The organism is Streptomyces sp. NPDC003034 (genome assembly GCF_053591375.1).
The window spans coordinates 444,405-465,030 of sequence record NZ_JBSFTS010000001.1 but is presented as its reverse complement, the minus strand read 5'-3'; the positions used below and the strand labels follow the sequence as shown (position 1 = coordinate 465,030).

General features: G+C 71.7%; 20 protein-coding genes. 4 read left to right on the top strand and 16 right to left on the bottom strand.

Annotation, left to right across the window (positions count from 1 at the left end; translation table 11 throughout):
* Window positions 1-123: 123 nt before the first annotated feature.
* Both ACWDX7_RS02255 and dapE read right to left on the bottom strand, forming a co-directional pair.
* A complete protein-coding gene (locus tag ACWDX7_RS02255; RefSeq protein ID WP_451490347.1) occupies window positions 124-891 on the bottom strand; it encodes an LOG family protein in 768 nt (255 codons plus the stop codon).
* Between the two features lie 64 nt (window positions 892-955).
* Window positions 956-2,035, bottom strand: coding sequence for a succinyl-diaminopimelate desuccinylase (gene dapE, locus ACWDX7_RS02250; RefSeq protein WP_451490346.1), 1,080 nt, complete (start codon window positions 2,033-2,035; stop codon window positions 956-958).
* An 87-nt stretch (window positions 2,036-2,122) separates the two neighbouring features.
* Between dapE and ACWDX7_RS02245 the strand changes: the two genes are divergently transcribed.
* Entirely contained in the window at window positions 2,123-3,085 is a 963-nt protein-coding gene (locus ACWDX7_RS02245; protein WP_451490345.1) for a hypothetical protein, read from the top strand.
* 237 nt (window positions 3,086-3,322) lie between these two features.
* Window positions 3,323-3,646 (top strand): ATP-binding protein, encoded by a 324-nt coding sequence (locus tag ACWDX7_RS02240; RefSeq protein ID WP_451490344.1) that lies wholly within the window; start codon window positions 3,323-3,325, stop codon window positions 3,644-3,646.
* Window positions 3,647-3,730: 84 nt separating this feature from the next.
* Here the strand turns inward: ACWDX7_RS02240 and dapC are convergent, their stop codons facing one another.
* Together dapC and fdxA are read right to left on the bottom strand one after the other, a co-directional pair.
* On the bottom strand, window positions 3,731-4,840 hold the full coding sequence (dapC, locus tag ACWDX7_RS02235; protein WP_451490343.1) for a succinyldiaminopimelate transaminase: 1,110 nt from the start codon (window positions 4,838-4,840) through the stop codon (window positions 3,731-3,733).
* Window positions 4,841-4,937: 97 nt separating this feature from the next.
* A complete protein-coding gene (fdxA, locus tag ACWDX7_RS02230) occupies window positions 4,938-5,270 on the bottom strand; it encodes a ferredoxin (RefSeq protein WP_451490342.1) in 333 nt (110 codons plus the stop codon).
* Window positions 5,271-5,387: 117 nt separating this feature from the next.
* Between fdxA and ACWDX7_RS02225 the strand changes: the two genes are divergently transcribed.
* Both ACWDX7_RS02225 and ACWDX7_RS02220 read left to right on the top strand, forming a co-directional pair.
* Window positions 5,388-6,374, top strand: coding sequence for a GNAT family N-acetyltransferase (locus ACWDX7_RS02225; protein ID WP_451490341.1), 987 nt, complete (start codon window positions 5,388-5,390; stop codon window positions 6,372-6,374).
* Entirely contained in the window at window positions 6,371-7,162 is a 792-nt protein-coding gene (locus ACWDX7_RS02220; RefSeq protein ID WP_451490340.1) for a transglutaminase family protein, read from the top strand. The genes ACWDX7_RS02225 and ACWDX7_RS02220 overlap by 4 nt, the downstream gene beginning before the upstream one ends.
* Window positions 7,163-7,309: 147 nt before the next feature.
* On the opposite strand, the gene ACWDX7_RS02215 is transcribed toward ACWDX7_RS02220, so the two are convergent.
* The 12 genes from ACWDX7_RS02215 to ACWDX7_RS02160 form a co-directional block, all read right to left on the bottom strand.
* Window positions 7,310-9,397, bottom strand: coding sequence for a peptidoglycan binding domain-containing protein (locus ACWDX7_RS02215; protein WP_451490339.1), 2,088 nt, complete (start codon window positions 9,395-9,397; stop codon window positions 7,310-7,312).
* Window positions 9,398-9,614: 217 nt separating this feature from the next.
* A complete protein-coding gene (locus ACWDX7_RS02210; RefSeq protein ID WP_451490338.1) occupies window positions 9,615-9,998 on the bottom strand; it encodes a DUF6113 family protein in 384 nt (127 codons plus the stop codon).
* Entirely contained in the window at window positions 9,995-10,945 is a 951-nt protein-coding gene (gene mshB / locus ACWDX7_RS02205; protein WP_451490337.1) for an N-acetyl-1-D-myo-inositol-2-amino-2-deoxy-alpha-D-glucopyranoside deacetylase, read from the bottom strand. Before mshB ends, ACWDX7_RS02210 begins: the two co-directional genes overlap by 4 nt.
* A 43-nt stretch (window positions 10,946-10,988) precedes the next feature.
* The gene (locus ACWDX7_RS02200) at window positions 10,989-11,183 is read right to left on the bottom strand and encodes a hypothetical protein (RefSeq protein WP_355414793.1); all 195 of its coding nucleotides are present in this window, start codon (window positions 11,181-11,183) and stop codon (window positions 10,989-10,991) included.
* 395 nt (window positions 11,184-11,578) lie between these two features.
* Complete coding sequence (locus ACWDX7_RS02195) at window positions 11,579-12,631, bottom strand: ABC transporter ATP-binding protein (RefSeq protein WP_451490336.1); 1,053 nt, start codon at window positions 12,629-12,631, stop codon at window positions 11,579-11,581.
* Window positions 12,624-13,607, bottom strand: coding sequence for an ABC transporter ATP-binding protein (locus ACWDX7_RS02190; protein WP_451490335.1), 984 nt, complete (start codon window positions 13,605-13,607; stop codon window positions 12,624-12,626). The genes ACWDX7_RS02195 and ACWDX7_RS02190 overlap by 8 nt, the downstream gene beginning before the upstream one ends.
* A 12-nt stretch (window positions 13,608-13,619) precedes the next feature.
* A complete protein-coding gene (locus ACWDX7_RS02185) occupies window positions 13,620-14,564 on the bottom strand; it encodes an ABC transporter permease (protein ID WP_451490400.1) in 945 nt (314 codons plus the stop codon).
* A gap of 100 nt (window positions 14,565-14,664) precedes the next feature.
* Entirely contained in the window at window positions 14,665-15,588 is a 924-nt protein-coding gene (locus ACWDX7_RS02180; protein WP_451490334.1) for an ABC transporter permease, read from the bottom strand.
* A gap of 102 nt (window positions 15,589-15,690) precedes the next feature.
* Window positions 15,691-17,319, bottom strand: a complete 1,629-nt coding sequence (locus ACWDX7_RS02175; RefSeq protein ID WP_451490333.1) for a peptide ABC transporter substrate-binding protein — start codon at window positions 17,317-17,319, stop codon at window positions 15,691-15,693.
* Window positions 17,320-17,425: 106 nt separating this feature from the next.
* A complete protein-coding gene (locus ACWDX7_RS02170; RefSeq protein WP_451490332.1) occupies window positions 17,426-18,364 on the bottom strand; it encodes a GNAT family N-acetyltransferase in 939 nt (312 codons plus the stop codon).
* Between the two features lie 153 nt (window positions 18,365-18,517).
* Window positions 18,518-19,570, bottom strand: coding sequence for an ABC transporter ATP-binding protein (locus tag ACWDX7_RS02165; protein ID WP_451490331.1), 1,053 nt, complete (start codon window positions 19,568-19,570; stop codon window positions 18,518-18,520).
* Entirely contained in the window at window positions 19,563-20,618 is a 1,056-nt protein-coding gene (locus ACWDX7_RS02160; protein ID WP_451490330.1) for an ABC transporter ATP-binding protein, read from the bottom strand. The genes ACWDX7_RS02165 and ACWDX7_RS02160 overlap by 8 nt, the downstream gene beginning before the upstream one ends.
* Window positions 20,619-20,626: the final 8 nt, after the last annotated feature.

Genomic DNA, 20,626 nt, shown 5'->3' with positions numbered 1-20,626 from the left:
CGGCCACCAGGGTCCGGTCTGAGACCACCCCGGCCACCGCGGTCCGGTCTGAGCTGACCCCGGCCACCGGCGGCCGCCGGGCCGCGGCGGTCGCCCGCCGGGCCCGGCCCGAAGGCACGGCTGCTACTTGCCGACTTCCTTCGTCACCAGCGCGATCGTCTCCTCCACGTCGTCCGTGACGTGGAAGAGGTAGAGGTCCCGCTCCGACGCCTTGCCCTGCGCGACCACCGTGTTCCGCAGCCAGTCGATCAGGCCGCTCCAGTACTCCGTACCGAACAGCACGATCGGGAAGCGGGTGATCTTCTGCGTCTGGACCAGGGTCAGCGCCTCGAACAGCTCGTCCAGCGTGCCGAGGCCGCCCGGCAGCACCACGAAGCCCTGGCTGTACTTCACGAACATCGTCTTGCGGACGAAGAAGTACCGGAAGTTCAGCCCCAGGTCGACGTGCTCGTTGAGCCCCTGCTCGAAGGGCAGCTCGATGCCGAGGCCGACCGAGATGCCGCTGGCCTCTCTGGCGCCCTTGTTGGCCGCCTCCATGGCCCCGGGCCCGCCACCGGTGATCACCGCGAAACCGGCGTCGACCAGCGCGCTGCCGATCCGTACGCCCGCCTCGTACTCCGGCGAACCCACCGCCGTACGGGCCGAGCCGAAGACGCTGATCGCGGGCGGCAGCTCGGCGAGCGTGCCGAAGCCCTCGATGAACTCCGACTGGATGCGCAGGACCCGCCAGGGATCGGTGTGCACCCACTCGGTGGGCCCGGCCGAATCCAGCAGCCGCTGGTCCGTCGTACTGCCCGCCTGGACCTGGCTCCGCCTGCGCAGCACCGGCCCGAGCAGCTGCTCCTCGGGCCGACGACGAGCGTTCCCGCCGGCATTGCCGTGGTTGCCCATGATGTGCTCCCTCCTGCTGATCGTTGGATCAGGTTAGGCGCACAAAGGTGACAGCAAGCGGAATTCAGGAGGTCAGCCAGGCGCGGAGTCGTTCCTCGCAATGGAGGATCGCCTTCGTCTCCACCCGTTCGTCCACCTTGTGGGCCAGCAGGGCGTCGCCCGGTCCGTAGTTGACCGCCGGGACGCCCAGCGCGCTGAAGCGGGAGACGTCCGTCCAGCCGAACTTCGGCATCGCGCGGCCGCCGACCGCCTCCATGAAGGCCGCGGCGGCCGGGTGGGAGAGGCCGGGCAGGGCGCCGCCCGAGGAGTCGTCGACGATGAACTCGCTGATGTCGCAGTCCGCGAAGACCTCCCGTACGTGGGCCAGCGCCTCGGCCTCGCTGCGGTCCGGGGCGTAGCGGAAGTTGACCGTGACCGTGCACGCGTCGGGGATGACGTTGTTGGCGACGCCGCCCTCGATGCGGACCGCGTTGAGGCCCTCGTGGTACTCCAGGCCGTCGATGACGGGCCTGCGGGGCCGGTACGCCGCCAGCTTGGCCAGGATCGGGCCGGCGGTGTGGATGGCGTTGGAGCCCATCCAGCTGCGGGCGGAGTGGGCGCGCTCACCGGATGTGCGCAGCAGGACGCGCAGGGTGCCCTGGCAGCCGCCCTCGACCTCGGCGTTGGAGGGTTCGAGCAGGACCGCGAAGTCACCGGTCAGCCAGTCGGGGTGGGCCGCGGCGATCTTGCCGAGGCCGTTGAGGTCGGAGGCGACCTCCTCCTGGTCGTAGAAGACGAAGGTCAGGTCGCGGTTGGGGGCCGGCACGGTGGCGGCGATGCGCAGCTGCACGGCGATGCCGGACTTCATGTCGGTCGTGCCGCAGCCCCACAGGACGTGGTCCGCGTCGAGGCGGGAGGGCACGTTGCCGGCGATCGGCACGGTGTCGAGGTGCCCGGCGAGTACGACGCGCTCGGCGCGGCCGAGGTGGGTGCGGGCGACGACGTTGTTGCCGAAGCGGTCCACGGCCAGGTGCGGCAGGGCGCGCAGCGCGCGTTCCACGAGGTCGGCGAGGGCCTTCTCGTCGCCGCTCACGGACGGGATGTCGACGAGCCGGGCGGTCAGCTCGGCGGCGTCGAGGGTGAGGTCCAGCTCGGATTCGGACATGGTCCCGACCCTAACGCCCCGGGCCCGCCGGTGGCTTCGTACGTCCGGCCGCTGGACGCGTCGTATCCCTCAAGTACGGTGGGCCGCGTGTCCGAGATCAGTCATGACCGTCCCCGCCGCCGCAGACCGTTGCGCGTGGCCGTGGGCCTGCTCGTCCTGTTGTCGCTGATCGGCTACTTCGCCGTGCAGCGGGACTCGAACGGCGGCGCTGGTGCGCCGTACTGCACGGCCAGTGTGGTCATCGGCGCGGGACCCGGATCGCAGGGGACCCGCCAGTCCTACGAGATGACCCCCGAGCAGGCGTCGAACGCGGCGACGATAGCGGCGGTCGGCATCTCCAAGGGCCTGCCGGACCGGGCCGTGACCATCGCGCTGGCGACCGCCATGCAGGAGTCGGCGCTGCGCAACCTCGACCACGGCGACCGGGACTCGCTGGGTCTCTTCCAGCAGCGGCCCTCGCAGGGCTGGGGCACCCCGGAGCAGATCACGGACCCGGTCTACTCGGCCGCGATCTTCTACGACCACCTCGTCGAGGTCCCCGGGTACTCGCGGCTGCCGCTGACCGTGGCCGCGCAGAAGGTGCAGCGCAGCGGCTACCCGCAGGCCTACGCGAAGCACGAGCCGGACGCCACGGTCCTGACGGCCGCCTTCGGTGAGGGCGGCACGCTGGCCTGCTCCGGCCCGGCGCCCGCGGCCGGTGATGCGGCGAAGGTGCGGGCGGAGCTGGCGCGGGCCTTCGGCAAGCAGGCGGCACCGGGCGGGGCGGGGACGGCGGGCGCGGGCGCCCCGGTCCCCGACACCGAGATCAGCCTGCCGCTGAAGCGGGACGGCGGTCCGGGTCAGGAGCGCCGGGCCCGGGCGATGGCGCACTGGGCGGTGGCCCGCGCGCACGAGCTCGGCATCACGCGGGTCTCGTACGGCACTTCCCGCTGGATCGGCGGGCAGGCGCGGGGGCGGTGGCAGGCCGCGGGCGGTGGCGGTGGCAAGTCGGCGGGCGGCGCCGCGCAAGAGGCCGCCCGGGACGAGATCCGGATCTCCGTGGCCCGCTGAAACCTCACTGCAACGCTCGTCCACCCGTACGGGAGGTCACCCTTGCGGGGGTGACCCGGCGGGGGTCCGAAGAGTCCCTCGGGGGACGGAAGCCCTGGTGGGCGCGCATCCAATGGGTTTGTCGCGGAAGCCGATTAAACGATGCGTTACTGATCCTTTACCCGCCGCCTCCGCAACTCCACCCGCCCCTGGAGCCGTTGTACGCGGTGTACGCAGCCGCTACCGCTTAGGAGCATCATGTCCCTCCCCCTGACCCGTCGGATCGCCCGTGCCGCGCTGCTCCTCGCAGCCGGGACCGCGCCCGTGGTCGGTGCGGCCGGCGCGGCCAGTGCCGCCGGTCTGGAGTCCGTGCCGCAGCTGGGCGCGCTTACCGCCCCGGACGCCTCGGCCGTCTCCGACACGACGGAAGCCGCCACCTCGGCCCTTCCGGCTGCCGCTCCCGCCACCGACCTGGCCGGCACCGCGGGCGGTCTGCTCGGCGGCCTGCCCGCCGCGCAGGAGCTGCCGACCGGCGGGGCGCTGCCGGGCGGCCTGCCCGGTGGTCTGCCGCTGGGCGGCTGATCGCCGTAGGACACCGAAGGGCCCGGGAGCAAGCGCTCCCGGGCCCTTCGGCTTTCGCACCCCGAGCCGTACGGCGGGCGCGACTCAGCCGAGGCGCTTGACCGCGGCCTCGACCCGCTCGTCGGTGGCGGTGAAGGCGACGCGGACGAACCGCGCGCCCGCCTCCCCGTAGAAGTCGCCCGGCGCCACCAGGATGCCCAGCTCCGCGAGGTGGCCGACCGTGTCCCAGCAGGGCTCGTCCCGGGTCACCCACAGGTAGAGGCTCGCCTCGCTGTGCTCGACCCGGAAGCCGTGCGCCTCCAGGGCGGTGCGCAGGGCCGCGCGGCGGGCGGCGTAGCGGGCCCGCTGCTCGCGGACGTGGGTGTCGTCGCCGAGCGCCGCCACCGTGGCGGCCTGTACCGGGGCGGGGGTCATCATGCCGCCGTGCTTGCGGATCTGGAGGAGCTCGCCGAGCACGTCGGCGTCACCGGCGATGAAGGCCGCCCGGTAGCCCGCCAGGTTGGACCGCTTGGAGAGGGAGTGGACGGCGACGATGCCCTCGTACGAACCGCCGCACACGTCGTCGTGGAGGACGGAGACGGGCTCGGCCTCCCAGCCCAGTTCCAAGTAGCACTCGTCGCTGAAGAGGAGGATCCCGTGCTCGCGCGCCCAGGCCACGATCCGGGTCAGCTCCTCCTTGGCGATGACCTTCCCGGTGGGGTTGGACGGGGAGTTGAGCCACAGCAGCTTCAGGCCGGCCGGGTCGAGCTCGGTCGGGTCGTCGTAGACCACGGCCTCGGCCCCGCACAGCCGCGCGCCGACCTCGTACGTCGGGTAGGCGAGGCGAGGGTACGCCACCTTGTCCTTCACCGTCCCCGTGCCCGCGCCGAGGCCCAGCTGGGTCGGCAGCCAGGCCACGAGCTCCTTGGAGCCGACGACCGGCAGCACGTTGCGGTGTTCCGCGGCGCTCGCGCCGAGCCGTCCGCGCACCCAGTCCGTGATCGCGTCCCGCAGCGCGGGCGTGCCCCATACCGTCGGGTAGCCCGGGGAGTCGGCGGCCTCGACCAGCGCGCGCTGGATCAGCTGCGGCACCGGGTCAACGGGCGTGCCGACCGAGAGATCGACGATGCCGTCCGCGTGGGCCGCCGCCGTCGCCTTGTACGGCTCCAGCTTGTCCCAGGGAAAGACGGGAAGACGGTCGGATACTGCGGCCACGGAGGTCTCTGCTCTCTCTGGGTAGGGGTCGCAAACACCTCGGTCCCGTGCGGCGGGAGGGCCGGACGGGACCGAGGGGCGCTTGTGCCGGGAACCCTCAGTGCTGGGCGGGGTTGATGTCGGCCGGCAGCGCCGCGATGAAGGGGTGGTCGCGCTCGATCAGGCCGAGCTTGGAGGCGCCACCGGGCGAACCGAGCTCGTCGAAGAACTCGACGTTCGCCTTGTAGTAGTCCTTCCACTCCTCCGGAGTGTCGTCCTCGTAGAAGATGGCCTCGACCGGGCAGACCGGCTCACACGCACCACAGTCGACGCATTCGTCCGGGTGGATGTACAAGGACCGCTTGCCCTCGTAGATGCAGTCGACGGGGCACTCTTCGATGCATGCCTTGTCCTTGACGTCGACACAAGGCTCCGCGATGACGTAGGTCACGCTCTCGTTCCTCCTCGGTAGGGCTTTCCATATCGCGCGGGAGCGCGGCGTCGTCGATGCCCGCACCTAGTATCTCCGTTCCCGGGCACGATCCGAACAGGAGGGGCGGGCAGAGCTGTGGAAATCACTGCGGGTGGACTGCTGGAGATCCGTATCACCCCGGCTGACGTGGGTAAACGAGTTTCCGTACGGCGGGTGGAGAGCGGGCGCGGCGGGCACCCCGAGTTCACCGACGCGGTAGGCGTTCTCACATCCTGGAACGACGGTGTGCTGACCATCACAAGGAAGGACGGCGGGTCTGTCCGCATCGCGGAATCGACGCTGGTGGCGGGCAAGATCGTGCCGCCCGCGCCGGCCCGGCGGCGCGGTCCGGCAGCCTCCTTCGAGGAGCTGGCGCGGGTCGCCGCGCGGTCCTGGCAGCCGCTGGAGAGCGAACCGCTGGGCGAGTGGACGCTGCGGGCGGCCGCCGGATTCACCCGGCGGGCCAACTCCGTACTGCCGCTCGGCGAGCCCGGCATACCGCTGGACGATGCACTCGCGCGAGTGACCTCCTGGTACGCGGAACGAGGACTTCCGGCGTACGTGCAGGCCGCGACCGGCGCCGTCGGCACCCAGGAGATGCTCTGCGCGGAGCTGGAACGGCGGGGCTGGGCGGCCGAGGTGTCGGCGCAGGTACGGATCGGGGCGCTGGCGCCGCTGGGCGATCTCGACGCGCCCGCGGCCGCGGCCGTACGCCTGACCCGCGCCCCCGACGAGGAGTGGCTCGCGCGGTACGGGAAGGTGAGCGACCCGGCCGTGGCCCGCCGCGTGCTGGTGGAGGGACCTTCGGTGTGGTTCGCGGCGCTGCCCGGGGGCCGGGCCGTCGGGAGGTGCGCGGTGGACGGGCGGTGGGCCGGATTCTCGGCGGTCACGGTGGATCCCGCGCACCGGCGGGAGGGGCTGGCGACCGCGGTGATGGCGGCGCTGGCGCGGCGGGCGCTTGAGGAAGGCGCCTCGGCCGCGTGGCTCCAGGTGGAGACGGACAACCCGCAGGCGCGCGCCCTGTACGACGGGATGGGCTTCGCGACGCACCACGCCTATCACCACTACCGGGCGGCGCGGTGACCTCCGCCTGGCGGGAGCGGTTCGCGGAACAGGCCCGCTCGGAGCGCCCGGACCTGGCGGAGCTGTGCCTGCTGGTGGCGGCGGAGGCCGACCCGGACCTGGACGAACGGGCCATGGACTGGGCGCAGATCGAGCTGGACCGGCTGGCGGGGATGCTGCCGTACGGACTGCGCGGCGGGCGGGCGTGGGCGTCGGCCGTCACCGACCTGCTGGGCGCCCGCCTGGGCTTCCACGGCACGCCGGGGGATTACGACCGGCTGTCGTCCTCGCTGCTGCACGAGGTCCTGCGGCGGCGCCGCGGGCTGCCGATCCTGCTGTCGGTGGTGTGGCTGGAGGTCGCGCGGCGGGCGGGTGCGCCCGTGTACGGGCTGGCCCTGCCGGGGCACTTCGTGGTGGGCTTCGGGGATCCGGAGGAGGGCGTGGTGGTGGACCCGTTCGCGGGGGGCGCCTCGCTGGGAGCGGGGCCGGCGGAACTGGCGTCCGGTGCGCGCACCCCCGCCCGGACCCTCGACACCGTCCTGCGGATCCTGAACAACATCCGGGCCTGGGCGGCGTCCCGCCCCGAGCAGTCGGGCGTGGCCCTGTGGGCGCTGGAGCTGTCGCTGCTGCTGCCGTCGCATCCGGCGTCGCTGCGGTACGAGCGGGCGCGGCTGCTCGTGGAGCGGGGTTCCTTCCGGGAGGGCGCGGCCGAGCTGGAGGCGTACGCCGCCGTGGTGGAGGCGGTGGATGCCGCCGTCGCGGCACGCATCCGCGCCGAGGCCGGCTCGGCCCGCGCCCGGCTGAACTGAGCTGGGGCTCCGCCCCGGAGCAAAACCAGCCTCGCCGGCGTTTGGGGCGCGGGGTCTGGGGGCGGAGCCCCAAGGAACCCGGCTCCGCCGGGCACCGGGCTCCGCCCGGACCTGCGCCTCAAACGCCGGCGAGGCTGAAAGGGGCGGCTAGGCCGGGTTCGTGTCGACCACCACCGTGCGTTCGGCCGCCGTCTTGCCGCGCAGCGCCTTGCCGAGGGCTCCGGCGACGTCCTGCGGGGTGACCGCCGTCTTCTCCCCGGTGCCGCGTGTGATCAGGATGCCGTCGAAGGTGTTGCCGTAGGTCTCCTTGAGGGCTTCCAGGTCGAACTTCTCGACGAGGTGGCCCTCCACCGGCGTCATGCTCAGGATGCGCGGCAGGGATTTGCCGCCGAAGGCGATGGACTTGGAGCCGATCTTGACCGTGGCGTTGGCGGACATCGCGGGCTCGGCGAACTCCTTCATGGCCCGGTCCAACTCCGCCTGGTCGATGACCGGGGCCTTGGTGGTCACCGGCAGTTCGGCCACGGCCGCCTTGCCGGTGGCGACCATGTCGCGGAAGGCCTTGGTGACGTGCTCCGCGGAGGCGTCCACGTCCAGGGTGGTGCCTGCCGTGCCGGGAACGGCCACCGCCTTGCCCGTGTCGAACTTGATCGTGCCCTCGGTGGCCGAGCCCGCGGTACCCGCGAGCTCCTGGAGCGCGACCTGGAGCTTCTCCTCGTCGACCGGCATCACCGGGGTCGCCTCGCGCTCCTGGCCGAAGAGGGAGCCGATGACGGTGACGGGGTTGTAGTCACTGCCGGCCGCGTTGCGGACGGTGGTCTGGCTGTCCAGGGTCAGGCCGGCCTTCTCGGGCTTCAGCTCGACCTGCTTTCCGCCGACGCTGAGCTGGAGCGGGGCGGTGGCGCGGGTCCCGAAGGCCGTCTGGAGCTTGGCCACGGCCTCGTCACGGCTGCCGCTGATGTCGGCGCCGAGGACGGTGGTGCCCTTCGGCACGTCGGAGTGGTTCAGGAGCAGCCCGGCGCCGTAGGCCACGCCGAGCAGGGCGATGGTCGCGCCGCCGAGGAGGGCCAGCTTGGAGCGGCCCTTCTTGACGGGCTTGGCCTTGCCCTTGCCTCCCTTGCCGCCCTTGCCCGCCGGCTGCCGGGACGCGGGGCGGGCGGCCGACGCGGGCCCCGCAGTCGGCCCGGGCGGCGGTACGGCCGCCGGTCCGGGGGCCGGCACGTCCAGCTCGGGGCCGGGCCAGCGCGGCGACTCGGCGGCGCGGGGGCCGTCGAGGGGCCCGGCGACGCCGAAGCCGGGTCCGCCGGTGGGTCCGGCGGGAAAGGCGCTGCCCTGGTCCACGTACGCGGGGAGCGCCTCGGTGCCGGGGCCGCCGTCGTCGGGTCCGTTCCCGTACGCCGGGACACCGCGGGGCGCGCCGCCGCCGGGGCCGCCGGGGCGCGGGCCGGCCGGGTCCTGGCCGTACGCGGCGCCGCCGGGCACCGGCGGGGGCGGGGTGGTGCGCGGCGGCGGGAAGCCGGCGCCCGCCACGGGCGGCGGCGGGGTGGTGCGCGGCGGTGCGAAGCCCGCACCGCCCACGACCGGCCCGGGCGGCGGGGTGGGTGCGGGGGCCGGCCCCGGGGTGGGAGCCGGGGGCGGGGCTGCCGCCCGGCCGGGGTAACCGGAGCCCTGAGCGGGCGCGGGCGGCGGGGTGGGCACCCCACCGCGCGCCGCACCCGGCCCGGCACCCGGCGCGGCACCCGGCCCACCGCCCGCTCCGGCACCCGGCGCGGGTGCAGCGGCCTTGCGGGGGGCGAACCAGTTGCTCGGCGGCCCCTCCCCCTCGGCCGGGGGCGGCTCCGGCGCGGCCTGGATCCGGGTCGGCTCGGGCCGCGTCCTCGGCGCGGGCGCCGGCTCCGCCGCGGGCTGTGCTCCCGGTCCCCCGTCGGTCGCCGCGCCGGCGGGGTCGCTGGTACCCATCGCCTTGCGTACGACCACCGGCGGGATCGGCCGGGACCCGGGGATGTTGATCCGGATCCGGGTCGTCAGGGTGGTCTCGGTCTTGGGCCCGTCGGATTCGGGCGTGGACGGCTTCGAGGTCACAGAGTTCTCCTCCGGGGCGGTCGCCGCGCCAGGCCCAGGTGGCACAGTCGTGGACGGGTACTGGCCGGTTCCGTACGGCGGCGTACCCGAGGGGTAGGCGGCTCCGCCGTGCCCCTGGGGCCCGGAGGACGAACTGTCGGTTTCACGACTCAAGGCAGGTTCTCCCAGTTGGCTCCGCCGCCCGTCATACCGTGCGCGGGCAGCTCGGCGGCCCGTCCACCATACTGGCCGCCGCGCGGACGCAACTGACCCCCTGGAATCAGAGGTTCCTCATAGCCCGCGCCAAACCCCCGCCAACCCATCGCCAAACGCCGCCCAACTGCCCATGTGAAGGCGTGAGCGGCGCCCCGCTACGGCGTCCGACGCCACGTCACTCGGCACGCCGCCCGGCCGAAACCGGACCCTCCAGCGGTCCGCGCATCGTGGCGCAGATCACAGCGAGCACGGTTCCGCCCAAAAGGTATGCGTACATGCCGATACCGGACGAACTGAGCAGGAAGTCCCCCTCGGGGCGCGGAACGCTGAGCATCACGTACGCGAGGAACCAGCCGACCGCGGCCCCGCCCACGCCGAGCCCGGTCCCGACGGCGATCCGGCCGCCGAGGAACAGCCCGAAGAGGGCCAGGAGTCCGAGCAGCAGCCCGCCCCGGAACCACAGGTCGACGACCAGCCAGCCCGCGGCGCCGGTGAGGGCGCCCGCCGCCAACAGGCCCACGGCGGCGGCGATCCGGCCCGCCGTCAGGGTCCCGGTCATGCCCCCACCCCCGCGAACAGGTCCCGCTCGCGCTCGCCCGCCGGGGCGCCCGGCCGGCCCGCGGCCAGTTCGTAGTACTCACGGGTGAACAGCGGCTGCGCGAGGTTGTTGGAGAGCGCGAAGAAGGGCCCCTCCACGGCGATCTGGGTCGCGTGGGCCCGCATGGCGGCCGCCTTGGCGGCGGCCTGCGCCTCGTCCGCGTCGATCTCCGCGGTGATCCGCTCGTCGGCGACCACGCCCGGCACGTCGGCCGGCGAAGCGAGCTCCGGGAAGGGCGACTCCGCCGCACCGGCCACCTCCCCCGCACCTCCTGCGGGGTCACCCCCGAGGAGTTCGGCCCGGGCGGCGCGGAGCCGGGCGAAGCCCTCCTCGACCACGGAGAGCGGGACCCGGTTCCAGTAGATCTTCCCGATCTCGTGCGCCAGGCCGAGATCGCGCCGGTAGGTGTCCTCGGCGGCCAGTTCCGCGGCGCGCACGGCGACCCGGTGGGCCTGGATGTGGTCGGGGTGCCCGTAGCCGCCGTCCGGGTCGTAGGTGATCAGCACCTGGGGGCGCAGCTCGCGGATCACCTCCACGAGGTACGCGGCGGCCTCGTCCACGTCGGCCGACCAGAAGGCGCCCGGGCGCTCGTTCTGCGGGGCGCCCATCATCCCGGAGTCGCGGAAGCGGCCGGGGCCGCCGAGGAACCGGTGGTCGGCGACGCCCAGTTCCGCCATGGCGGCATCGAGTTCCCGTACGCGGTGGGCGCCGAGGGCGTCGTCGCGGTCGGCCGCCAGGTGGGCCAGCTCGGGCGGGATGACCTCGCCCTCTTCGCCGAGGGTGCAGGTCACCAGCGTGACGTGAGCACCCTCGGCCGCGTACTTGGCCATGGTGACGCCGTTGTTGATCGACTCGTCGTCAGGGTGCGCGTGCACGAGGAGCAGACGACGGGCGGGAAGACCGTTCATGGGGCAAGCCTAGGCGTTGCCGGGCCCAGGGCGGCCGGCGTCCCTACAGCTTGAGTCCGCTGATCATGCTGGCCACGTTCGTGGTGAGCTGACTGAGGGTCGGCGCGATGGTGGAACTCGCCAGGTAGAAGCCGAGGAGCACGCAGACGAACGCGTGTCCCGCCTTCAGCCCCGACTTGCGGACCAGCAGGAAGACGACGATCGCCAGCAGCACCACAGCCGAGATCGAGAGTGCCACGGCGTTTCACCTCCACGTCGAGCGGACATCGGTACGCGCATTCGTGCTCGGCGAGAGTCATACCCACCGTGCGCTACGGATCATAACTATCCGTACCAGCGCATCCATAGAAAACCGGCAGCACAAGGGGCGCACGCCGCGCATGAGCTGGGTCACGGGGCAGGCCGGCCGGACAGGCCGGCCACCTCCCCGGCCGGCCGCCGACGCCCGCACGGCCGCACCGGAGCCGGGCCGAACGGGCCAGATGTCGGGGCAGACACGGGCAAGTCACCCTGGCATAACCGCAGTTGCGGCAGCCGAACAGGCCTGCGGCGAGGTGGCTGAAAATGAGCGCTCGCCACGGTGCCGACAGGGCCCGGTCTGCCGCGCGGACCTGACGGGCTTTCCGGCGGCGGCTACTCGTGGGCCGACGGCCCCGGCGTCGGGGCAGGCGGCGGCACCACCTGCTTCTCCGCCGCGAAGTGGCAGGCCGAGGGATGCGCCGCCGGCCCCGCGGGGAAGGCCGCCGGGACCGCGAGCAGCGGCACCTCCGTCGCGCAGCGGTCCTCGGCCTTCCAGCAGCGGGTGCGGAAGCGGCAGCCCGACGGCGGGTTGGCCGGGGAGGGGACGTCTCCGGAGAGGATGATCCGCTCCCGGTGGGCCCGGGCTCGCGGGTCCGGGACGGGGACGGCCGAGAGGAGGGCCTGCGTGTAGGGGTGGGTGGGGTGGTCGTAGATCTGGGTGTCGGTTCCGATCTCGACGATCCGGCCCAGGTACATCACCCCGACCCGGTCGGAGATGTGCCGGACGATGGACAGGTCGTGCGCGATGAAGACGTAGGAGAGGCCGAAGTCGTCCTGGAGGCGCTCCAGGAGGTTGATGACCTGCGCCTGCACCGAGACGTCGAGCGCGGAGACCGGCTCGTCGGCGACGATGACCTCGGGCTGGAGCGCGAGGCCGCGGGCGATGCCGATGCGCTGGCGCTGGCCGCCGGAGAACTGGTGCGGGTACCGGTTGATGTACTCCGGGTTCAGGCCGACCACGTCCAGCAGTTCCTGGACCTTGCGCCGCCGGTCCCCCTTGGGAGCCACCTCCGGGTGGATCTCGTACGGCTCGCCGATGATGTCACCCACCGTCATACGGGGATTCAGGGAGGTGTACGGGTCCTGGAACACCATCTGGATGTTGCGGCGGACGGCCTTCAGGGCGCGCCCCGAGAGCCGGGTGATGTCCTCGCCCTTGTACGAGATCGCCCCGGCCGTCGGCCGCTCCAGGTGGACCAGCATCCTGGCCACGGTCGACTTCCCGCACCCCGATTCACCGACGATGCCCAGCGTCTCCCCGGCGCGCAGCCCGAAGGAGACCCCGTCCACGGCCTTGACCGCGCCGACCTGCTTGCGCAGGACGACGCCCTGGGTCAGCGGGTAGTGCTTGACGAGGTCCGTCACTTCGAGCAGGGACTCAGGCATGGAGGCACTCCGTCCAGAAGTGGCAGGCGCTGGTACGGGATACGGGCGCGTCGGTCACCTCGTACAGCGGCGGGACATCGGTGCGGCACACGTCCCGTGCCATGGGGCAGCGCGGGTTGAAGGCGCAGCCCGGCGGGATGTCGAGCAGGTTGGGCGGCAGGCCCTTGATCGCGTAGAGCTCCTGGCCCTTCTGGTCCAGGCGCGGGATGGAGTCCAGCAGGCCCCGGGTGTACGGGTGCGCCGGGCGCTTGTAGATCTCGTGCACGGGGGCCGCCTCGACGATCCGTCCCGCGTACATGACGGCGATCTTGTCCGCGACGTCGGCGACGACGCCCAGGTCGTGGGTGATCAGGATCAGTCCCATGTTCATCTCGCGCTGGAGCTCGGCGAGCAGGTCCATGACCTGGGCCTGGACGGTGACGTCCAGCGCCGTCGTGGGCTCGTCGGCGATGATGAGCGAGGGCTCCAGGGCCATCGCCATGGCGATCATGATGCGCTGGCGCATACCGCCGGAGAACTGGTGCGGGTAGTCCCCGACCCGCTCCCTGGCCGCCGGGATCTTCACCCGGTCCATCAGCTCGACGGCTTTGGCCCTGGCGTCCTTGCGCGACATGCCGCGGTGGACCTCGTACATCTCGCCGAGCTGCGCGCCCACGCTGAGCACGGGGTTGAGGGCGGACAGCGCGTCCTGGAAGATCATCGCCATATCGGCGCCCCGGATCCCGCGCCGCTCCTCCTCCTTCATCTTCAGCAGGTCCCGGCCCTTGAACAGGATCTCGCCGCCCGCGATGCGGCCGGGCGGCATGTCCAGGATGCCCATCACCGCCTGGGCGGTCACCGATTTGCCCGAGCCGGACTCGCCGAGCACGGCCAGGGTCTCTCCCTCGTCCACCGAGTAGTCGACGCCGTTGACCGCCTTCGCGACTCCGTCGCGCGTCTTGAATTCCACGTGCAGATCGCGGACTTCGAGCAGCATGTGCGGGGCTCCTCAGCGCAGCTTGGGGTCGAGGGCGTCGCGCACCGCGTCGCCGAGCATGATGAAGGCGAGCACGGTCAGGCTGAGCGCGCCCGCCGGGTAGAGCAGCATGTGCGGGGCGTTGCGGATCTGCGAGGCCGCGTTGGAGATGTCGATGCCCCAGGAGACGGTGGGCGGGCGCAGGCCCACGCCGAGGAAGGACAGGGTGGCCTCCAGGGCGATGTAGGTGCCGAGCGCGATGGTGGCGACGACGATGACGGGGGCGACGGCGTTGGGCGCGACGTGCCGCAGCAGCATCCGGCCGCTGCCGGCGCCCAGTGCCCGGGCGGCCTGGACGTAGTCGTGCTGTTTGGCGGTGATCACCGAGCCGCGGGCGATGCGGGCGATCTGCGGCCAGCCCAGGAGCACGATGAATCCCACGACGGGCCACACGGTGGTGCTGGTCACGACGGACAGGAAGACCAGGCCGCCGAGGACGACCGGGATGCCGAAGAAGATGTCGGCGACGCGGGAGAGCAGCGCGTCCCCCCAGCCGCCGAAGAAGCCGGCCAGTCCGCCCAGTACGGAGCCGAGCAGCGCGGCGCCGAGGGTGGCGCAGATGCCCACGGTGATGGAGGCGCGGGCGCCGTGGACGGTACGGGTGTACACGTCGCAGCCCTGGGTGTCGTAGCCGAAGGGGTGGCCGGGGGCGGAGCCCTGCTGCGATTTGGACAGGTCGCACGTGAGCGGATCGCCGCCGGCGATGAGCTGCGGCCAGACGGCGATGAGGACGAGGAAGAGGATCAGCAGCGCGGAGAGGATGAAGACGGGGTTGCGGCGCAGCTGGTGCCAGGCGTCGGACCACAGTGAGCGGGCCCTCTCGCCGGGGCCGGCGGGCCCCGTTCCCGGGACCTTCTCCAGGCTCTCCGCCTCTTCGAGGGCCAGATCCATGGCACCGCCCTGACCTGTGGGGGACATTGCCTCGTGCCGGCGGGGGCCGACGGGGTCGTACCGCTCGGGACGGCCGGAACCCTCGGGACGCCGGGGCCGCTCGGGCTGGGGCCGCTCGGGCTGGGGCTCAGGCATAACGGATCCTCGGGTCCAGGACCGCGTAGAGCAGGTCGACGAGCAGGTTCGCCAGCAGGAAGACGATGACGAGGATGGTCACGAATCCGACCACCGTGGGGGCGTTGTTGCGCAGGATGCCCTGGTAGAGCTGGTAGCCGACGCCGTGGATGTTGAAGATCCGCTCGGTGACGATGGCGCCGCCCATCAGGGCGCCGATGTCGGTGCCGATGAAGGTGACCACCGGGATCAGCGAGTTGCGCAGCAGGTGCCGGCTGATGACCCGGTGGCGCGGCAGTCCCTTGGCGATCGCGGTGCGCACGTAGTCCGCCTTGACGTTCTCGGCGATCGAGGTCCGCGACAGGCGGGTGACGTAGGCGAGGGAGACCAGCGCGAGCACGGTGCCGGGCAGGATCAGCTCGCCGAAGGCGGCGTCCGGGGACACGGTGGGCCGCACCCAGCCCCACTTCACGCCGAAGACGAACTGCAGCAGATAGCCCGTCACGAAGGTGGGGACCGAGATCACGACGAGGGTGAGCACCAGCAGTGTGGTGTCGATGGACTTGCCGCGCCGCAGGCCGCTGATCACGCCGAGGGTGATGCCGATGAGGATCTCGATGAGGATGGCGACGATGGTCAGGCGCAGCGTGACGGGGAAGGCCGTCGACATCAGCGAGGTGACCTTTTGGCCGTTGAAGGCGGTGCCGAAGTCGCCCTTGAAGATCTGGCCCATGTAGTGGAGGTACTGCTTCCACAGGGGTTGGTCGAGGTAGAGGTCCTTGCGGATGCGCGCGGCGGTGGCGGGGTCGGGGGCCTTGTCGCCGAAGAGGGCCGCGACCGGGTCACCCAGCGCGTACACCATGAAGAAGATCAGGAAGGTGCTGCCGATGAACACGGGGATCATCTGGAGCAGCCGCCGGATCACATAGCGTCCCATGGAGTGCTCCGTGCTGTCGGTGGGCTCGGCGTCGGTCGGTTCCGCGTCGCCCGGTTCGGCGTCGCCCGGTTCGGTATCGGTGGCGTTCGGTCCGTCGGCGGGTCAGCTGACCTTGATCTGGTCGTAGACCGGGACGCTGAACTGGTTGAGGGCCACGTCGGAGAGGCGCTCGGAGTGTCCCGCGCTGCCGTTCTGGTACCAGAGCGGGATGGACGGCATCTGCTCGGCGAGGATCTTCTGCGCGTCCTGGAAGGTGGTGGTCGCCTTGGCGGCGTCGCTCTCCTGGTTCGCCTCGTCGATGAGCCGGTCGAACGCGGGGTTGCTGAACTTGCCGTAGTTGGAGGAGGCGCCGGTGTAGTAGAGCGGCTCCAGGAAGTTCTGAATCAGCGGGTAGTCGGCCTGCCAGCCAGAGCGGAAGGGGCCGGTCAGCTTGAAGGAGCTCTGCTGGTTCCTGAAGTCCGCGAAGGTGCCGACCGGGTTGACCGTGCAGACCGGGCCTTCGCCGAGCGCGTTGTTGATGCTGTTGCAGACGGCGTCCATCCAGTCGCGGTGCGAGCCGGTGTCCACGTTGGAGGTCAGCGTGACCTTGCCGCCGGGCAGCCCGCCCCCCTCCTGGATGAGCCGCTTGGCCTCGCCGGGGTCGTAGGCACAGGCGTCGCCGCAGGCGGTGGCGGAGAAGCCGCCCCTATCGCCGAGGGCCGGTGAGGTCCAGTCCCTGGCGGGGGTGCGGGTCTCGCGGAAGATCTGCCGGGTGATCTCGTCGCGGTTGATCGCCATCGAGATGCCCCGGCGGACCTTCTCCATGCCCTCCTTGCCCCACCCGCGGTCGTAGAGCGGGAAGGTGAGGGTCTGGATGATGAGCGCCGGCTGGTTGATGTACCGGTCGCCGAGGTCGTTCTTGACGTTCTTCAGCTGCTGCGCCGGGACGTCGTCCACGAGGTCGAGGTTGCCGGAGATCAGATCGGTGTAGGCGGTGTTGTTGTCGGTGTAGACCTTGAGGTCCACGCCGCCGTTCTGCGCCTTGTCCTCGCCGGGGTAGCCGTCCCACTTGCGCAGCTTCATGCCGGTGCCCTTGGTGTACGAGTCCACCGTGTACGGGCCGTTGCCGACGGGCTTGTTCAGCCAGGCGGCGTGGTCGGTGAAGAAGGCCTTGGGCAGGGGGGAGAAGGCCTGGTAGCCGAGGGTCTCGGGCCAGGTGGAGAACTTCTCCTTCAGGGCGACGGTGAAGGTCCGGGGATCCTTGACGACCAGTCCGCTCATCGTCTTCGTCTTCGGCTCTCCGGACTTCGGGTGCAGGTCGTCGTAGCCGACGATGTCCGCGAAGAAGGGGGCGTTGTTCTGCTTGTTGCGCACGTCGGCCGCGTAGTTCCAGGCGTCCACGAAGGACTGCGCCGTCACCGGCTCGTCGTTGCTGAACTTCCAGCCTTCCTTCAGCGTGACCGTGAAGTTCTGACTGTCCGTGGTCTCGATCTTCTCGGCCAGCATGTCCTTGGCCTCGCCGGTCTTGGCGTCATAGCGCTTCAGACCCCGGAAGAGCATGTCGAGGACCTTGCCGCCCTGCACCTCATTGGTGTTCGCGGGCTCCAGCGGGTTCTGCGGGTCACCCCAGGAGGAGCTGACGATCCCTCCGTCGGCGCCCGCGGCACCTTCGCTTCCACCGCCGCAGGCCGTGGCCACGAGGGCGACGGCCACCGCACATGCGGCCCGCCTGGCGTGGGTGGCTCCGCGCATGGAGTGCCTCCTATGGATCCCAAGACTCACGTGGGGCCAATGTCACCCCATGTGAGGTCCCGCGCACCCATCGTTGGACCGATTGCACCCGCGCATCACCCGCCTGTCACCCCTGCGAGTGCAAAGTCAGCTCCCATGTGTCCACCGCGTAGTGCAGGGTCATGCCGTGCGCCTCGTAGAGCCCCAGTGCGCCGGTTTCGTTGCGGGTGTCCACGCCGAGGCCCACGGTGTCGCGGCCGCGCGCCGCGTAGGCGGCGAAGGCGTGGCGCAGCAGGGCGCCGCCGATGCCCCGGCCGCGCAGTTCCTCGCGTACGCCGATGTGGCTGATCCAGCCCATGCTGGTCCGGTCGTCGCGGGTGAGCAGGACGGCCGCGTCGCCCCGGCCGCGCAGGCTCGCGATCCACACCAGGGACCAGTCGAGGGCGCGGGCGTCGAAGTGGTCCAGCCAGGCTTCGTACGCACGCTCCACATGGCCGAAGTGGGTCGCGAAGGTCTCCTCCACCAGGGCGTGGGCCCGGCGGCGGTCGGCCTCGTCGGCCCCGCAGCGGCGCAGGCTCAGGCCGGCGGGAAGGACGGGCGCGGTGTCGCGGGTCCGGGACAGGGAGCGGGTCATGACCTGGTGGCGGCGGATGGTGCGGTAGCCGCGCCCGCGCAGGAGGCCGAGGTCCAGGGTGGGCCGCACGTTCAGCTGGAGCCGCAGGACGCCGGGCGCCGCCGCGGCGGTCAGCTCGCGCGCCCGGGCCTCCATCAGCGCCAGCAGCCGCAGGGCCGCTTCGGGGTGGCCGGGGAGCACGTAGTGGTCGCCTTCGACGCGGCCGGGCCCGGAGTCGGCCCAGACGAGGGCGTAGGCGACCGGCTTGGGCCCTTCGAAGGCCAGCCAGGAGTCGGTGGCGAGGTTCACCTCGGGGTGGCGCAGGTCGGCCTCGACGGTCCCGAGGTCGGTCTCCGGCCGGCCGATCTCGATGACGTCGACGGCGTTGAGCAGGGCGCAGATGGCGGGGGCGTCCCCGGGCCCGGCGGGCCGGACGGTCAGCATGGCGGTCATCGGCCTACTCTCGGCCCGGCCGGCGCGCGGCCGCAACCGCCTTTCACCGTACGGGTACACGGCAGGGCGCCCGGGCCGGAAGGATCCGGTCCGGGCGCCCTGGACGCCGTACGGCGGTGGCCGCGGGGGTGACCGCGGCGGTGAGCGGGGTGCTCAGCCGGCCAGCACGGCCTTCTCCTCCGCGAAGTGGCAGGCCGACTCGTGGGCGGCGAAGACGTCCTGCCCCTTGAACCGCTCCGGAACCGCCAGCAGCGGCTCCTCGGTGGCGCACTTGTCCTCGGCCTTCCAGCAGCGGGTGCGGAAGCGGCAGCCCGACGGCGGGTTGGCCGGGGAGGGGACGTCCCCGGTCAGGATGATCCGCTCGCGGCCCTCACGGGCGTCGGGGTCCGGCACGGGGACCGCCGACAGCAGCGCCTGGGTGTAGGGGTGCGTCGGGTGCTCGTAGATCTGCGCGTCGGTGCCGATCTCGGCCATCTTGCCGAGGTACATGACGCCCACGCGGTCCGAGATGTGCCGGACGATCGACAGGTCGTGCGCGATGAAGAGGTAGGACAGGTCGAACTCTTCCTGGAGCTTCTCCATCAGGTTGATGACCTGCGCCTGCACCGACACGTCGAGCGCGGAGACCGGCTCGTCGCAGATGATGATCTCCGGGTTGAGCGCGAGGCCGCGGGCGATGCCGATGCGCTGGCGCTGGCCGCCGGAGAACTGGTGCGGATAGCGGTTGATGTACTCCGGGTTCAGGCCGACCACGTCCAGGAGCTCCTGGACCTTGCGCCGCCGGCCCCCCTTGGGAGCCACCTCCGGGTGGATCTCGTACGGCTCCCCGATGATGTCACCCACCGTCATGCGCGGGTTCAGCGAGGTGTACGGGTCCTGGAACACCATCTGGATGTTGCGGCGCACGGCCTTGAGGGCCTTGCCCGACAGCTTGGTGATGTCCTGGCCCTTGTAGAAGACCTCGCCGGCGGTGGCGGTCTCCAGGCTCATCAGCAGCTTGGCGACGGTGGACTTGCCGCAGCCGGACTCGCCCACGATGCCGAGGGTCTCGCCCCGGTAGAGGTCGAAGGAGATCCCGTCGACCGCCTTGACCGCACCGACCTGCTTCTTGAACAGGATGCCCTGGGTCAGCGGGAAGTGCTTGACCAGGTTGCGGACCTGGAGGATCGGCTCGCGCTCGGTGACGTTCTCGGTGAGCTCAGCCATGGATCTGCTCCTTCCAGAAGTGGCACGCGCTGGTGCGGCCGGACAGCTCGGTGCCGTCCTGCGCGGTCACCTGGTGCAGGACCGGCACGTCGGTGCGGCAGATGTCCCGCGCCTTGGGGCAGCGCGGGTTGAACGCGCAGCCCGACGGGATGTTGAGCAGGTTCGGCGGCAGGCCCTTGATCGCGTAGAGCTCCTGGCCCTTCTGGTCCAGGCGCGGGATCGAGTCCAGCAGGCCGCGCGTGTACGGGTGCGCCGGGTTCTTGTAGATCTCGTGGACCGGGGCGTTCTCGACGATCCGGCCGCCGTACATGACGGCGATCTTGTCCGCGACGTCGGCGACGACGCCGAGGTCGTGGGTGATCAGGATCAGGCCCATGTTCATCTCGCGCTGGAGCTCCGCGAGCAGGTCCATCACCTGCGCCTGGACGGTGACGTCGAGAGCCGTGGTGGGCTCGTCGGCGATGATCAGGTCGGGCTCCAGGGCCATCGCCATCGCGATCATGATGCGCTGGCGCATACCGCCGGAGAACTGGTGCGGATAGTCGCCCACGCGCGCCTTGGCGGCGGGGATCTTCACCCGGTCCATGAGCTCGACGGCCTTGGCCGTGGCGTCCTTCTTGGACATCCCGCGGTGGACGCGGAACATCTCGCCGAGCTGGGCGCCGACGGTGTGCACCGGGTTCAGCGAGGACAGCGCGTCCTGGAAGATCATGGCGATCTTCTGGCCGCGCACCTTGCGGTACTCCTCGGCCGGGAGCTTGAGCAGGTCGGTGCCCTGGAACAGGATCTCGCCGGACGGGATCCTGCCCGGCGGCATGTCGAGGATGCCCATGATGGCCTGCGCCGTCACGGACTTGCCCGAACCGGATTCGCCGAGGACGGCGAGGGTCTCGCCGGCGTTCACGGAGTACGAGACGCCGTTGACTGCCTTGGCGACACCGTCGCGGGTGTGGAACTCGACGTGCAGGTCGCGCACTTCGAGCAGGGGGGTCCCCTCCGGCGCCGAACGGGGCGCGGGGACGTTCGAGGTCTTGTCGATGATGGTCAACGTACGCC

Bases quoted from the DNA above. Each gene is read 5' to 3' on its own strand.
- ACWDX7_RS02255 (WP_451490347.1), bottom strand. From the start codon at position 891: ATGGGCAACCACGGCAATGCCGGCGGGAACGCTCGTCGTCGGCCCGAG.
- dapE (WP_451490346.1), bottom strand. From the start codon at position 2,035: ATGTCCGAATCCGAGCTGGACCTCACCCTCGACGCCGCCGAGCTGACC.
- ACWDX7_RS02240 (WP_451490344.1), top strand. From the start codon at position 3,323: ATGTCCCTCCCCCTGACCCGTCGGATCGCCCGTGCCGCGCTGCTCCTC.
- ACWDX7_RS02210 (WP_451490338.1), bottom strand. From the start codon at position 9,998: ATGACCGGGACCCTGACGGCGGGCCGGATCGCCGCCGCCGTGGGCCTG.
- mshB (WP_451490337.1), bottom strand. From the start codon at position 10,945: ATGAACGGTCTTCCCGCCCGTCGTCTGCTCCTCGTGCACGCGCACCCT.
- ACWDX7_RS02195 (WP_451490336.1), bottom strand. From the start codon at position 12,631: ATGCCTGAGTCCCTGCTCGAAGTGACGGACCTCGTCAAGCACTACCCG.
- ACWDX7_RS02190 (WP_451490335.1), bottom strand. From the start codon at position 13,607: ATGCTGCTCGAAGTCCGCGATCTGCACGTGGAATTCAAGACGCGCGAC.
- ACWDX7_RS02185 (WP_451490400.1), bottom strand. From the start codon at position 14,564: ATGTCCCCCACAGGTCAGGGCGGTGCCATGGATCTGGCCCTCGAAGAG.
- ACWDX7_RS02180 (WP_451490334.1), bottom strand. From the start codon at position 15,588: ATGGGACGCTATGTGATCCGGCGGCTGCTCCAGATGATCCCCGTGTTC.
- ACWDX7_RS02175 (WP_451490333.1), bottom strand. From the start codon at position 17,319: ATGCGCGGAGCCACCCACGCCAGGCGGGCCGCATGTGCGGTGGCCGTC.
- ACWDX7_RS02170 (WP_451490332.1), bottom strand. From the start codon at position 18,364: ATGACCGCCATGCTGACCGTCCGGCCCGCCGGGCCCGGGGACGCCCCC.
- ACWDX7_RS02165 (WP_451490331.1), bottom strand. From the start codon at position 19,570: ATGGCTGAGCTCACCGAGAACGTCACCGAGCGCGAGCCGATCCTCCAG.